Annotated in this window: 13 protein-coding genes; 8 read left to right on the top strand and 5 right to left on the bottom strand. The window is 42.6% G+C overall.

The genetic code is table 11. The features are described from left to right. Positions 1-66 precede the first annotated feature (66 nt). The 3 genes from DP116_RS21780 to DP116_RS21770 all read left to right on the top strand — a co-directional run bounded on the left by DP116_RS21780 (position 67) and on the right by DP116_RS21770 (position 3,542). Entirely contained in the window at positions 67-852 is a 786-nt protein-coding gene (locus DP116_RS21780) for a peptidylprolyl isomerase (RefSeq protein WP_169157159.1), read from the top strand. Between the two features lie 508 nt (positions 853-1,360). Further along, on the top strand, positions 1,361-2,533 hold the full coding sequence (gene hppD, locus DP116_RS21775; protein ID WP_169157158.1) for a 4-hydroxyphenylpyruvate dioxygenase: 1,173 nt from the start codon (positions 1,361-1,363) through the stop codon (positions 2,531-2,533). 310 nt (positions 2,534-2,843) lie between these two features. Then, on the top strand, positions 2,844-3,542 hold the full coding sequence (locus tag DP116_RS21770; RefSeq protein WP_169157157.1) for an HAD family hydrolase: 699 nt from the start codon (positions 2,844-2,846) through the stop codon (positions 3,540-3,542). Between the two features lie 54 nt (positions 3,543-3,596). Here the strand turns inward: DP116_RS21770 and DP116_RS21765 are convergent, their stop codons facing one another. Continuing rightward, entirely contained in the window at positions 3,597-4,226 is a 630-nt protein-coding gene (locus tag DP116_RS21765) for a CPP1-like family protein (protein ID WP_169157156.1), read from the bottom strand. A 680-nt stretch (positions 4,227-4,906) separates the two neighbouring features. Between DP116_RS21765 and DP116_RS21760 the strand changes: the two genes are divergently transcribed. Next, the gene (locus tag DP116_RS21760) at positions 4,907-5,623 is read left to right on the top strand and encodes a response regulator transcription factor (RefSeq protein ID WP_169157155.1); all 717 of its coding nucleotides are present in this window, start codon (positions 4,907-4,909) and stop codon (positions 5,621-5,623) included. A 256-nt stretch (positions 5,624-5,879) separates the two neighbouring features. On the opposite strand, the gene ruvC is transcribed toward DP116_RS21760, so the two are convergent. Beyond that, entirely contained in the window at positions 5,880-6,371 is a 492-nt protein-coding gene (ruvC, locus tag DP116_RS21755; protein ID WP_169157154.1) for a crossover junction endodeoxyribonuclease RuvC, read from the bottom strand. A gap of 171 nt (positions 6,372-6,542) precedes the next feature. Here ruvC and DP116_RS21750 point away from each other — a divergent pair, with 171 nt between their 5' ends. Continuing rightward, positions 6,543-7,910, top strand: coding sequence for a gluconeogenesis factor YvcK family protein (locus DP116_RS21750; RefSeq protein WP_169157153.1), 1,368 nt, complete (start codon positions 6,543-6,545; stop codon positions 7,908-7,910). A 50-nt stretch (positions 7,911-7,960) separates the two neighbouring features. On the opposite strand, the gene DP116_RS21745 is transcribed toward DP116_RS21750, so the two are convergent. Further along, positions 7,961-8,173, bottom strand: coding sequence for a hypothetical protein (locus DP116_RS21745; protein ID WP_343038357.1), 213 nt, complete (start codon positions 8,171-8,173; stop codon positions 7,961-7,963). A 24-nt stretch (positions 8,174-8,197) separates the two neighbouring features. Here DP116_RS21745 and DP116_RS21740 point away from each other — a divergent pair, with 24 nt between their 5' ends. After that, positions 8,198-9,316 carry an RNA-guided endonuclease InsQ/TnpB family protein gene (locus DP116_RS21740; protein WP_169157152.1) on the top strand — a complete coding sequence of 373 codons (1,119 nt, stop codon included), beginning with the start codon at positions 8,198-8,200 and terminating at the stop codon, positions 9,314-9,316. Between the two features lie 233 nt (positions 9,317-9,549). Continuing rightward, positions 9,550-10,011, top strand: coding sequence for a tRNA (adenosine(37)-N6)-threonylcarbamoyltransferase complex ATPase subunit type 1 TsaE (gene tsaE, locus DP116_RS21735; RefSeq protein WP_169157151.1), 462 nt, complete (start codon positions 9,550-9,552; stop codon positions 10,009-10,011). Here tsaE and DP116_RS21730 read toward each other — a convergent pair. Both DP116_RS21730 and DP116_RS21725 read right to left on the bottom strand, forming a co-directional pair. Further along, the gene (locus DP116_RS21730) at positions 9,998-11,110 is read right to left on the bottom strand and encodes a phosphatase PAP2 family protein (RefSeq protein ID WP_169157150.1); all 1,113 of its coding nucleotides are present in this window, start codon (positions 11,108-11,110) and stop codon (positions 9,998-10,000) included. The genes tsaE and DP116_RS21730 overlap by 14 nt on opposite strands. Positions 11,111-11,277: 167 nt before the next feature. Next, entirely contained in the window at positions 11,278-11,883 is a 606-nt protein-coding gene (locus DP116_RS21725; RefSeq protein WP_169157149.1) for an HMA2 domain-containing protein, read from the bottom strand. Positions 11,884-12,192: 309 nt separating this feature from the next. Between DP116_RS21725 and DP116_RS21720 the strand changes: the two genes are divergently transcribed. Then, positions 12,193-12,492, top strand: coding sequence for a hypothetical protein (locus DP116_RS21720; RefSeq protein ID WP_246275739.1), 300 nt, complete (start codon positions 12,193-12,195; stop codon positions 12,490-12,492). Positions 12,493-12,542: the final 50 nt, after the last annotated feature.

The following is a 12,542-nucleotide window of genomic DNA, read 5'->3' as shown; positions in this document are numbered from 1 at the left end:
GATAAAATCTGAAGAGTTAATTGACTCTATTGACCATAATGTAAGAACTATAACATGTAGGAGGTTATGATTCCAGTTTTACAAGTCGGCGATCGCGCCATTAACAACAACGAACTCATTCCCCTACTGAAGCAGTACGGAATACTGCCGCAGTTGATGCGAGAAATTATTATCGACAGCGCGATCGCCAACGATACTCTAACACCAGAAGAAAATACTCAGGCGTATAAGCAATTCTACCAACAGCATCAGTTGAATTCTGAAGATGACCTGCAAGCATGGTTACAAGTTCGTGGTCTAAACCGTGAACAACTTGACTATCTAGCCACACGTAACATCAAACTGGAAAACTTCAAGCGAAGCACTTGGGGAGATAAGTTACAGTCCTACTTTCTTCAGCGCAAGGCAAAGTTAGATAGGGTTGTCTATTCTCTGATTCGAGTCAAAGATATTTGTATTGCTCAAGAGCTTTACTTCCGAATTCAGGAAGGAGAGCAGTCTTTTAGCGAACTGGCTCGCGAGTATTCTCAAGGTCCTGAGGCTCAAACAGGTGGCTTAATAGGTCCAGTGGAATTGGGAGTTCCCCATCCAGTTTTGGCAAATATGCTGGCATCAGTTCAGCCTGGTCAGCTTTTACCACCAACTTCTTTAGGAGATTGGATTGTGGTTGTACGTCTGGAAAAGCTACTGCCATCTCAGTTAGATGAAGAAATGCGACAGCGACTGCTTAACGAACTATTTGAACACTGGCTACAAACCCAGTTAAAAGAAAATTTACAAAATATACAGGAAAAATCTCCACAACATCAAGTTGAACAAAACGCTGTTAAATCAGTGAACAGTGAACAGTGAGTAAGCGCGCGAATGACGGTAACGACAACCCCAAGTGCGGGAGGGTAACCCGAAGGCAGGCAACTGGTGAGGCACTCCGTTGGGCGGGTTCCCCGACTTGAAGGAAGTGCCGAACCCGTAAGGGCGCTCTTGGGTCAGGCGTACCCCAGGCATACCCGTGAAAGCCCCAGCCGTGCCGTAGGCATAGGGGTCTCCCACGCCCTGGCGACTGGCGCTCTTGGGTCAGGCGTGGCCGTTCCCACTAGGGTAAACAGTTATCAAGGTTTCAAATGGAGATACGCAACTCGGTTTGAAACACATCATTTTTATACAGCGGTTTTCTCTTGGGTGAGTATTGCCACGAATTTCTCAAATGTCCTCCACAAGTGTTTTATCTATAAAATCAGTGAATCCTCATTCCTTACTTGTGTTGAACAATCCAGATTCTTGCTTAGGAATGACCTGAAAATCCAGTAAAAGAGGCAAAATTTACAAACAGATAAACAGTTGTGCTGGATTTTCAAAGAGCATGAAAATTGATCACGTTCACTTCTATGTGGAAGATGCCAAAATATGGCGCGATTGGTTTGTACGCCATTTAGGTTTTCAAGTAGTCGCTGATTCTGCTGTTCTTCCAACTTTTCTAGAAAAGGCAGACAACATTCCTTGGAAGGCTAGAGAGGATGACACCTTTCACACCTGCACGCAAGTGGTCAAAAGTGGTCCCATCTGCTTTTTGTTGTCTTCCCCGCTATTACCCACCAGTCCAGTAGCCGAGTTTTTGCGCTACCACCCGCCTGGTGTGGCAGATGTTGCTTTTTGTGTTGAAAATTTAGAAGAGATTATTTCCCTTGCGCAAGTCCACGGGGCCAAAATCCTGCAACCCATCCAGCAAAATCAATATGGTCAGGAATGCATTAAGTGGAGCAAAATAGCTGCTTGGGGTTCCCTGACACATACTTTGATAGAAACAACAGGGGGGGGAAATGAGGAAACACGAGAGAGTCAGAGAATCACAGAGTCTGGGAGTGTGGAAAAATATCCTTCCCTCTTTCCTTCTTCATCTTCTTGGTTTGCTGGCATAGACCATATCGTGCTAAATGTAAACGCAGGTGATTTAGAGCATGCAGTGGCTTGGTACGAAAATATCCTTAATTTTCAGGGACAGCAGACGTTTAACATTAAAACATCTCGCTCTGCCTTGCATAGCCAAGTCATGGTTTCGCGTAGCGGTGATGTACAATTGCCAATTAATGAGCCAGGTTCAGCCAATTCTCAAATTCAAGAATTTTTGAACGTGAACCAAGGATCAGGAATTCAACATATTGCTTTACGAACACGCAATATTGTTCATGCAATAGCCCAGTTCCGCGCGAGTGGTCTATCGTTACTCCCAGTTCCTCAAGATTACTACTCACAAGTTCGGCAGCGAAAAGGGCTTCCCCTATCTATAGACGAACTGGATACTATTGCAGGACAGGAAATTTTGGTGGATTGGAAACAAGAGACTTTTTTTGGCTCGAAGAACAACCGAACGCCTTTACTATTGCAAATTTTCACCCAGCCTATCTTTGGACAGCCGACCTTTTTCTTTGAGTTTATTGAGCGTCGGTACCAAGCTCAAGGTTTTGGTGAAGGTAACTTTCGCACTTTATTTGCAGCAATTGAAAATGAGCAAATCAAACGTGGGAGTCTGGGCTGAAACGTTCAAAAAAATGAGCCAACTGTCCACAGGGCACGCGGCTTGGGTGTATGCGCGAAGCGCACGCCTGGGGCGCGTTAGCGATAGGCGCAGCCGTGCCGTAGGCATAGCGTCTCCTGAGGAGATACGCGCAACGTGCCGTAGGCATAAGCTGCTTCACGCGCCTCTGGCGCTCAATTAGTGCAGGCTGGCTTATTTTTCTCGGTTGGATGACATATTAGAAATCTAAAATTGATTGATCAATTTTTCAAACGCACAAAACACCATGATTTGGGATATTCTGTAAGTAAAAATTACATTTTAATTAAAGATGTTAAGACTTATTACAGATTTTGATGGTCCCATCATTGATGTTTCTGAGCGCTACTATCGTGTTTACCAATTCTGCTTGGAGAAGATTCAATGCCCAAACCAACAGGTACAACAACTTGCAAAAGCAGAATTTTGGCAGTTGAAGCGATCGCGCGTTCCCGAAAAAAAAATTGGTATTATTTCTGGTCTAGATGAAGCGCAGGCACAAGAGTTTTCTCAATTGCGCCGACAAACTGTGCATACCGAATCTTACTTTGAGTATGACACCCTAGCTCCTGGTGCTGTAGAAGCACTGTTAAAAGTTCAACAGGCTGGTGTTGATCTAGTCGTTATGACTATGCGTCGAATTCGGGAATTAGATTATGCTTTTAAGAAACACGATTTAGGGACATTTTTCCCAGAAAATCGTTGTTACTGCCTGAGTAACGACTATGTCAAAACCCGTGACACTGATGATAAACCTTTGTTGATGGCGCGGGCAATACAAGAACTCCCCCCTGCCACGGATACCTGGATGGTGGGGGATACAGAAGCTGACATCATTTCTGCCACAAAACACAACATTAAGGTTATAGCTGTGGAGTGTGGCATCCGCGATCGCGCTCAACTAGAACAATACCAGCCAAACTTAATCGCTAGGGATTTAAGTTCTGCTGTAGATCTAGTTCTAGAAAGAACCCTACAACAGAAAAGCTGAGTTGGAATTGGATGAAGGCAGCTATTCTTTATTACCTACTATCCAAAAACCCATCTACTTTAAAAAGCTACTGATAAGCCATAGTAATACGAATGTGACCACACTAGAAAACTGGTTTCGAGTCACATTTATCATTTGTACTTGAGGGATAAGCCATTTGGCGACTAGCCCTCCTGCAATTAAGCCTGTAGTCAGACCAATTAGCGTTAATAAAGCCGCTCTACCAAACTTTTTTTCCTTACGATTGAGAAAGTAAATACTGACACACACCCCAACTACTAATGTCAATTGCAATACTTGGTCGCTTCCGGGTTGGTAAAAAACGCTAATGGCACTCAATCCTACATACCAAGCTCCAGGCAGCAAAGTCTCTGTTAATGTTGGCTTATCTAGGATTCGTTGCAGCCAAGCTGGTGACTGCTGGCGAGGAGTTTGACTTTCTTTTGCAAGCGATGGCATTAGACGCTCTGGAAATCGGATGCGTTCAGGCACTTTAATTTTGCCTTCCTGGCGCATCTTTAAGCGCTCCATCAAAATCGCATCATACGCAGCTTCTATAGCTTCCAGACGTTTACCATCGCCACTGTGTTGCTCCAATAGACGATTGCGAACATCTTGAATTTCATCAAAGCTAGCATTTTCTGATAGCCCAAGTTTTTCGTAGGGATTCTGTTCGTCGCTCATGGGAGTTTATTACTTTAGCCTCAGTCAGCGGCAATGTCTTGCTAAACAAAAAATACTATATTTTTATCTTGGTCTAAACCAATGTTTTGGTCAATTCGTATCCTTTACCCGGATATTAGCACAGGTCAGCGACACTAGTTTACTAATTTTAACTATAGTCACTTTAACATATAGCCATAGCTCCGTGTATCCCCTCATGTCGTTCATTAACTAGGGCTTTACTCTAGAATTTAAGCAAAAAATACCTAGAAGGCAATTTTACGATGAAAAAATCTCTTGTGTTTCAGATTCAACAATTTACGGCACTTCGAGGTGAGTTGTAAATAATTGTCTTTTGCTTCCTCGTGCCATGAAGTCGCATCTCGATTTAAAATTAAAGGGTTTTAAATTATTCCACACCTGGGATAAACTTGTGTCCAAGTTGAACCAGTTGTCGTGGCTAAGGTTAGAGGACTTGCCTTGTGGATCCAAAATGAACAAAAAAGCCGAATACTGGAGCAAAGGGTAGCATTGCCAAAATATTTACGCCCTAATTGTTGATAATCCTGATTAAACTAGTATTTGAATAATCAGGGAAATCATACCTTAGCCTTGTAGATACATATTGTCTCCAATGCGAAAACCATTTTTTGACGGAATTCGCTTGTTAATCCTATAAATTTTTGTGTAAAGTGATGGTCATGGCTCCTGCCAAGATTCTTGTTGTTGATGACGACCCTGCGGTTCGGAACTTAATCCAACGCTTTTTGATTAAGCAAAGCTATCAGGTAGAATCTGCCGAAGATGGTAAAACTGCCCTGGCGCTGTTTGAGCAATTTAATCCAGACTTGGTAATTCTAGATGTAAATTTACCAGACGTCATCGGATTTAACCTCTGCCAAGAGATGCAAAGCCGTAATGGAGTTTTTGTATTGATGCTAACAAGTCGTGCAGACGAAGCCGACAAGATTCGCGGCTTTTCTAAAGGTGCGGATGATTATCTCACCAAGCCCTTTGGTCTAGGGGAACTAGAAGTGAGAGTAGCAGCAATTTTAAGGCGTCAGCGTGTTGTTACTACGGCAGAACAGAAGAGGCTAGTCTTTGAAAAGCTAATGATTGACCCCGTACGGCGGGAGGTCACACTTAATAGCCAACCAGTACCTTTAACTGCTTTGGAATTTGACCTGTTGCATTTTTTAGCTAGCCATCCTGGTCGAGTTTGGCGGCGTGCTGAACTGATTCAGGAGGTTTGGGACTACGAGTACGTCGGCGACCAAAGGGTCGTAGATGTCCATATCGGTCAAATTCGCAAGAAGATTGAGATTGATGCCAGCCAACCAGCGTTAATTCAAACTGTACGTGGCGTCGGGTATAAGTTTGAGTCTTCTTCTCAAGGTCAGCAATTTGAAAAATCTTAATAATCGTCGAAAATATTGGCGAAATAATGTGAATCACGGTTATTTTGCCGGGGAATCTGGTTAAAAAATTAACCTTCATACAACTGCTTCATCAAATCTACTGCACAAGCACTAACCAGGCATTGTTTTAAAGCCTCAGTTTCTTGACTTCAAGATCTGGGCGTTGCAGAAGCAAAGATAAAAGACAAAATGAAACATTTTCTCTTTGAGTCTGCTGTTCTTAAATAGACTTGCCTCATTTTTTATTAAGGGACAACTAAATCTGAAACCACGCCGTCAGGGCGACAGCCAATGCATCTGCTGCATCATCTGGATGGGGAATGTAGTCTAAATTCAACTCCCGCGCCACAGCTTGCTGAACTTCCTGTTTCTCAGCGTTACCATATCCCGTTAACGCCTGTTTGATTTGGGCAGGAGTAAATTCCACTGTTGGTAATTCATGCTGTGCCAACACCAACATGATGACTCCCCGCGCTTGAGCAATGGGGATAGTATTTGCCATACGATAGAAGAAGAACTTCTCTATTGCTACCAGTTCAGGTTGAAATTCTTTGATCAGGGTGTGCAAATCCTCGTACAACGTACATAGCCGTTGTCCGATCTCCGTATGAGCTGGCGTATTGATAACACCAAAGTCTATTAGGTTGACTGAATCATGTTGCACCCTGTCTTGATTTTTTTGGCATATAACCGCCCCAAATCCTAAAATTGCTAGTCCCGGATCTATTCCTAAAATTCGCTGTTCCATTGATTTGTTGTTTTTTGATCACAAAGCGTATTGACTCGGTATACTGGCAATTTAGACTATGCATTTTTAGTCCAATCGGATTGAAAAGTGTAACAATTCCACACTTGGATTTCAACCAGGTGGTGTACATTTTCTGTTAATCATTGTTAGTAGTACTGCTGTGGATCAGGTATGTCAATTGGTTTTCTAAGACTTGCCCTCAAAGCCCTGCAAAAGCAGTCACGCAGTCGCACTTCCCATCGAGTGAACCAATGGTTCAAGTGGTTGTCCCCTGGGCTATCAGTGAAACGATGGTTGCTCATTAGTGTTGGAGGTATGATTTTAGCAAGTCTGGGATTTGCTATCTGGATTAGGCTAACGCCAATTTTTTGGGCAATTAAGTTTTTGAGGCGCATTCTGGGAGTGATCACCGATATTGTACCGTACTACATCAGCGGTCCTTTGGTGATACTGGGCGGCTTGTTGCTGCTTCTGTGGGGACAAACTCGGACAGTAAGTTCAATTACTCAGGTACTCAGATCAGAAGGCGATGAGGAACTTATTGATGTCTTGCTGGCACATCGCCGATTGTACCGGGGACCGAAAATTGTAGTCATTGGTGGTGGTACCGGACTTTCTACATTACTTAGAGGTTTGAAAGCTTACAGCGCCAATATTACCGCCATTGTTACTGTCGCCGATGACGGCGGTTCTTCAGGGCGGTTACGCCAGGAATTTGGCGTGTTACCACCAGGAGATATTCGTAATTGTTTAGCAGCACTAGCTGACGAAGAAAAATTATTGACAGAACTGTTTCAGTACCGCTTTAAAGCTGGGGATGGTTTGACTGGTCACAGTTTTGGCAATTTGTTCTTGACAGCGATGAGTGACATTACTGGCGATTTAGAAAGAGGTGTCGCCGCCAGTTCTAAAGTTTTAGCCATTCGGGGACAAGTTTTGCCAGCAACCCTCAGCGATGTGCGCCTCTGGGCTGAGTTAGCCGATGGTCGCCGTATAGAAGGGGAATCTAAAATAACCGAAGCAGGTGGTACTATTGTCAAGATTGGCTGCATTCCAGCAAATCCCCCTGGTTTGCCAGCGGCTATCAAAGCAATCAAAGAAGCTAATTACATTATTATGGGTCCTGGTAGTCTTTACACCAGCGTTATTCCCAATTTGTTGGTACCAGAAATTGCTGATGCGATCGCCGCCTCGGACGCACCCCGTATCTACATATGTAACATCATGACACAGCCTGGGGAAACTCAGGGATACACTGTTGCTGACCATATCAGGGCGATTGATGCTGCTTGCGGTAGACCACTATTCAACGCTGTACTGGTACACAAAAAATCTCCTAGTGAACGCGCACTAATCCGCTATGCCCAACAACAGTCCCATCCTGTTTTCCTAGATCGAGAAGCCATAGCCCAGTTGGGACGACGAATTGTGATAGCTAACGTGATGCATGAAGATGAAACAGGTTGTGTGCGTCACAATTCCCAACGACTAGCACGAGTGTTGTGGCGCTGGTATAGTGGAGGGCATTATAAAAAGTGAAGAGGTTGAGTTTGTCCTAAGCCGCCAATAACGTAGACAAGCCTATACCTCTATTGACAATTTTCTACACCTTTAATTAGTTCATCGACAAACCCTCTAAGCCGTTCTTGCCAGTCAGGAACAGCTTTTAGCTTTTCCTTAACTCCTGGCAACACCTTAAAACATACAGGGTCTTTATCGAACGGGCGATCACTGGTAAAGCCTAACTTATTGTTTTTCCGGAAAGTCATGGCAATATGCTGTAGTTGTTGATATACTAACACTAACACTGCATTAGAGGTCGAACAATGCTTTTATCCATCAAGACAAAATTAAAACTAAGTAAAACTCAAGAAATAATAATGAGTAAACATGCTGGAATAGCTAGATTTACTTACAACTGGGGGCTTGCTACTTGGAATAGCTTGTTTAAAGATGGATTAAAGCCTAACAAGTATATTTTGAAAAAGTTCTTTAACAACCACGTAAAACCTGAGTTTGAATGGATTAAAGAAAAAGGCATTTGTCAAAAAATCACCCAATACGCTTTCGATAATTTAGGTGACGCTTTCTCCAGATTTTTTACGGGCATTGGTGGCTATCCTAATTTCAAAAAGAAGGGTCGTCACGATTCTTTTACTATTGATGCTGGCGGTCAACCAATACCAGTGGGTGGTAAGTCAATAAAACTTCCCACTATCGGTTGGGTTAAAACCTATGAAGGATTGCCACATACCACATGTAAATCAATCACAATATCGCGAACTGCTGACAGTTGGTTTATTGCTTTCGCTTATGAACAGGAACATGAACCGACGACTTCGCAGTACGATGTTGTGGGACTTGATTTAGGTGTCAAAGAATTGGCTACACTGTCTACTGGTGTAGTGTTTCCTAACCCAAAACACTACAAAACCCATCTAGAAAAGCTTCGCAGACTATCACGAAAGTTTGCAATAAAGACGAAAGGTTCTAGTAATAGAAACAAAGCCAAGATCCAGCTTGCAAGGCATCATGCTAGGGTAGCCAATCTCAGGAAAGATACTCTTCACCAAATCACTACTTTCTTATGCAAGAACCACGCAAAAATAGTAGTAGAAGATTTGAACGTTTCTGGGATGCTATCTAACCACAAATTGGCACAAGTGATTGCTGATTGCGGATTTCATGAGTTGAAACGGCAGTTGGAATATAAGGCTAAAAAGTTTGGTTGTGAAATAATCATTGCTGATCGTTGGTTTCCATCAAGTAAAACCTGCTCCAATTGTGGACATATTCAAGATATGCCGCTAAAAGAAAGAACTTACAACTGCAAAAGTTGTGGACATTCGATGGACAGGGATTTGAACGCAGCAATCAATCTATCGCGTTTGGCTAAAGCGTGTTGCAAGAGCGTTCGCTCTGCGAATAAGCTTACTGAGGGATAACCGCTCCCATGCTCCCTGTGAAGTAAGAAGTAAATGTCTAGACTTGTCTAGGATTTATATAGCAGAAAATAACAAGACAAACCAATTCAAAATTCACTCATTCAAAGTATGTCCTACGGACAGGCTGCGCGAACAAAAAATAATTTTGAATTTCGTACCTCCCAGGGAGAAGCTGCGAATTGCGTGTAGGGCATATTCATAATTTTGAATGAAGTGAAGGGGGGTGAGTGATAATGAGAATTTTTCTGGCAGATACAACCGCGACGCGAAAGCTTGGAATAACTCTTGGTCAATCACTAAATGCTGGTAATGTCATTTTACTAGAAGGTGATTTAGGTGCTGGCAAAACGACTTTAGTACAAGGGATGGCGGAAGGTTTGGGCATCACTGATCCAATTGTTAGCCCAACTTTCACTCTGATTAATGAGTACACACAAGGACGCCTTCCCCTTTACCATCTGGATTTATATCGTCTGGAATCAAATGAAGTCGCCGCCTTAAACTTAGAAACTTACTGGGAAGGCGTTGAGGTGACATTAGGAATTGTCGCGATTGAGTGGGCGGAACGTTTGCCTTATAAACCAGATAGTTATCTTAGTGTACGCTTGACTTATGGGGATGAAAACACTCGTCAAGTGGAAATTACCTCGCATAATTGCGCTATCAGCGAAGAAATCACTACTATGCGTATATAGTCTGTACTTTGTCAGGTTTGTGTGAATGTGTCAGTCCTAAAATTGTGTATAAATATTTAGCTGATGAGTAATATTTTTCCCTCAGTTCCATCCTCTTAATACAGGCAATTAACCATACTAAACCTACAGCATAGCCAGCTACCACATCAGTAGGCCAGTGTACACCGAGATAAAGCCGACTAAAACCTATTGCAACAATTAAGACAACAGTCAAGGCAAAAATTCGTCCTCGCCATTGAGGAAATTCCTTTGCCAAAATATAGCCTAGAAAGCCATAAATCACTATTGACACCATTGCATGACCACTAGGAAAGCTGTGTTGACCCACATCAATAATCCAGTTCCATAGGTCTGGACGTGCTCTACCAAACAGCAGTTTTAGGAAACAATTTAAGCTTACAGCACCAATTGCAGCTATGCTCAAGGTAATTGCTTGAGTGCGACGGTTATGATAAAGCAGTCCCGTTTGCAATGCTAAACAAATCAACACCAAAAAGACTGGGTCGCCAAAAGAAGTAATACCAAGCATAATGCGATCAAGAAGTGGCGTATGCAGCTTCTGAATTGCTAGTAAAATACGTTCATCAAGACCATATTTGTGCAGCAGCCCTGTGCATAGAACAAGAGTAGAAACAGCAGTTCCTGATACTAGAATCAGTTGACTCCCCGCTTGCTCTAATTGTTTTTTCACGTGTGTTTGGGTGCTTTCTTGTTTCTGAACGCTGGCTGTCAGCTGATTTAATTTTCTTGTGTTTATAGATAAATTTTTTGCTTCTTCTGGCGCTGTGCTGATGTAAGCTGTCCTTACAGGTAATTTTGTGCCTTGTTTTCTGTAATCCAAGACAATTCTTTCAAGAAGCGAGGCTATAGCATTTGGACTGAAATCTGAATGGAAAAGAACAAGAACATTTCCTGTATCATGATTGGCACGAACTTGTCCAATGCCTTCCTCTTTTGATAATCTCAATTCAAGGTATCTTTTGAGACTTTCCGAACGAGAAAGCCCATTTACCTTGTATCTCGCTCTTCCTTTGACAGCAGTGTGTATTGCCCGAACTAAAGGATTTTGATTGAGGAGGTTATGGAAATGAGTGCCCATTTTTCTACTTAGCTGATTAAAGTCAAACTGTATCTAAATTTGACAGGTGGAACATTAACCGGAAACGATGTCAATGATAACTGTGTTGGCAGAAACGACACAACGCCAGCGACTCTATGAGAAGCCGCGCTACGCACGGCTTACCCTTGATTCGTTATGCTTTGCGATTACGCGGAACGCAGTGCTGTTCCCGTAGCGTCTCCGTCCGGAGAAGGCAATCGCCATCGCTTGTTTGGCAAGACAAACATGGTAGCAGATTTTAGTCTCTTGATGATGGTTTTCGCGCCAGAGAGTAGCCGTTCCCAAATGTCTGTCCTAAACCGCCGATACACAATAGCGTTACGCGCTTGGTTGATATTACGTGTACTGTCAATTAGGTTGATGAGAGCATCAAAGATAGCTCTCATAATAGATTTTGTTGTTACTCGTGGTGGCAAAACTATATTTGGGGCGGTTTGAATAAGATTGACCAGATGCGATCGCATTTGCTTATCTGAAATAACGCCTAGTTGATAACTGACGACAATAGATGCAGCTGTCGGGTTAACACGGACACTCGTAATCCTAGAGTCAGATTCTATCACCTGCTTGAGTTTATTAGCATACTCAGAATCTTTAACTAGCCGAGGAATACGAAAACGAATTCGTCCAGGAATTGCATGGGCAACGCTATAAAATATCTCTTCAGGTGTCGCTGTTTTCTTAGCTACACTAGAGGTTGTCTTTTTCGGTTGTTGATGCTTGTTAGAATTAGAGCGTTTTCTAGAAGTCATACTAAAGGTTTCAGTTTAAAAAAGGAAACAAGATATCTAAAATTTCTAATTTTTTAGAATTTGTCAGAAACTTGGTAGGCGTTAGAAAAGTTAACTATGTTTAGTTTTATAAATAGTTTGAGGTTAACTTAAATTAAGCTTTTTTCCCAGTTAATAAACCTTTACATAGTTGGGTTGACTTTGACCTACCTACTAATTGCGTCGGCTTCGTCCTTTTTGTCCTTTATCATTTGTAATTTGTCGCTACACAGGACTAGAAACAAAGGATAAAGGACGACCATAACACCCAATCTTACAACTCAAATAGCATTGCTATATCTAACTGGAGTCATACTCCACCAAGAACGTTTTGATGGCATGAATCTCCCAGTTGTAATTGCAGCCTTAGCTTTTCTTTACAGCACAACGGAGGGCATGGCTGTACAAGTCGCTGGTCTACGTCAACATGTTGATCCTCATTGGAATCGTGGTTTGAGCTATCTCAAAATTGGTTTACGCTGGCTTAAAGGTGTTATTTACAAGGGACGACAGTTACTATCACCAATCCCTCTGTTGCCTAAAGACCAAGAACCTTGTTTTGCTTCCAATAAAGCTCGCCAAGATATATAGCAGTTGCCAAGAAGGTTAGGACATAGAATAGAGAGAGTCCCCTAGCCTCA

The organism is Brasilonema bromeliae SPC951 (assembly GCF_012912135.1).
In the GTDB taxonomy this organism is placed as follows: domain Bacteria; phylum Cyanobacteriota; class Cyanobacteriia; order Cyanobacteriales; family Nostocaceae; genus Brasilonema; species Brasilonema bromeliae.
This window is presented reverse-complemented; position numbering and strand designations above follow the sequence as displayed.

Bases quoted from the DNA above. Each gene is read 5' to 3' on its own strand.
- DP116_RS21750 (WP_169157153.1), top strand. From the start codon at position 6,543: ATGTCAATTGGTTTTCTAAGACTTGCCCTCAAAGCCCTGCAAAAGCAG.
- DP116_RS21730 (WP_169157150.1), bottom strand. From the start codon at position 11,110: ATGGGCACTCATTTCCATAACCTCCTCAATCAAAATCCTTTAGTTCGG.
- DP116_RS21725 (WP_169157149.1), bottom strand. From the start codon at position 11,883: ATGACTTCTAGAAAACGCTCTAATTCTAACAAGCATCAACAACCGAAA.
- DP116_RS21780 (WP_169157159.1), top strand. From the start codon at position 67: ATGATTCCAGTTTTACAAGTCGGCGATCGCGCCATTAACAACAACGAA.
- DP116_RS21760 (WP_169157155.1), top strand. From the start codon at position 4,907: ATGGCTCCTGCCAAGATTCTTGTTGTTGATGACGACCCTGCGGTTCGG.
- hppD (WP_169157158.1), top strand. From the start codon at position 1,361: ATGAAAATTGATCACGTTCACTTCTATGTGGAAGATGCCAAAATATGG.
- DP116_RS21770 (WP_169157157.1), top strand. From the start codon at position 2,844: ATGTTAAGACTTATTACAGATTTTGATGGTCCCATCATTGATGTTTCT.
- DP116_RS21765 (WP_169157156.1), bottom strand. From the start codon at position 4,226: ATGAGCGACGAACAGAATCCCTACGAAAAACTTGGGCTATCAGAAAAT.
- tsaE (WP_169157151.1), top strand. From the start codon at position 9,550: ATGAGAATTTTTCTGGCAGATACAACCGCGACGCGAAAGCTTGGAATA.
- DP116_RS21740 (WP_169157152.1), top strand. From the start codon at position 8,198: ATGCTTTTATCCATCAAGACAAAATTAAAACTAAGTAAAACTCAAGAA.
- ruvC (WP_169157154.1), bottom strand. From the start codon at position 6,371: ATGGAACAGCGAATTTTAGGAATAGATCCGGGACTAGCAATTTTAGGA.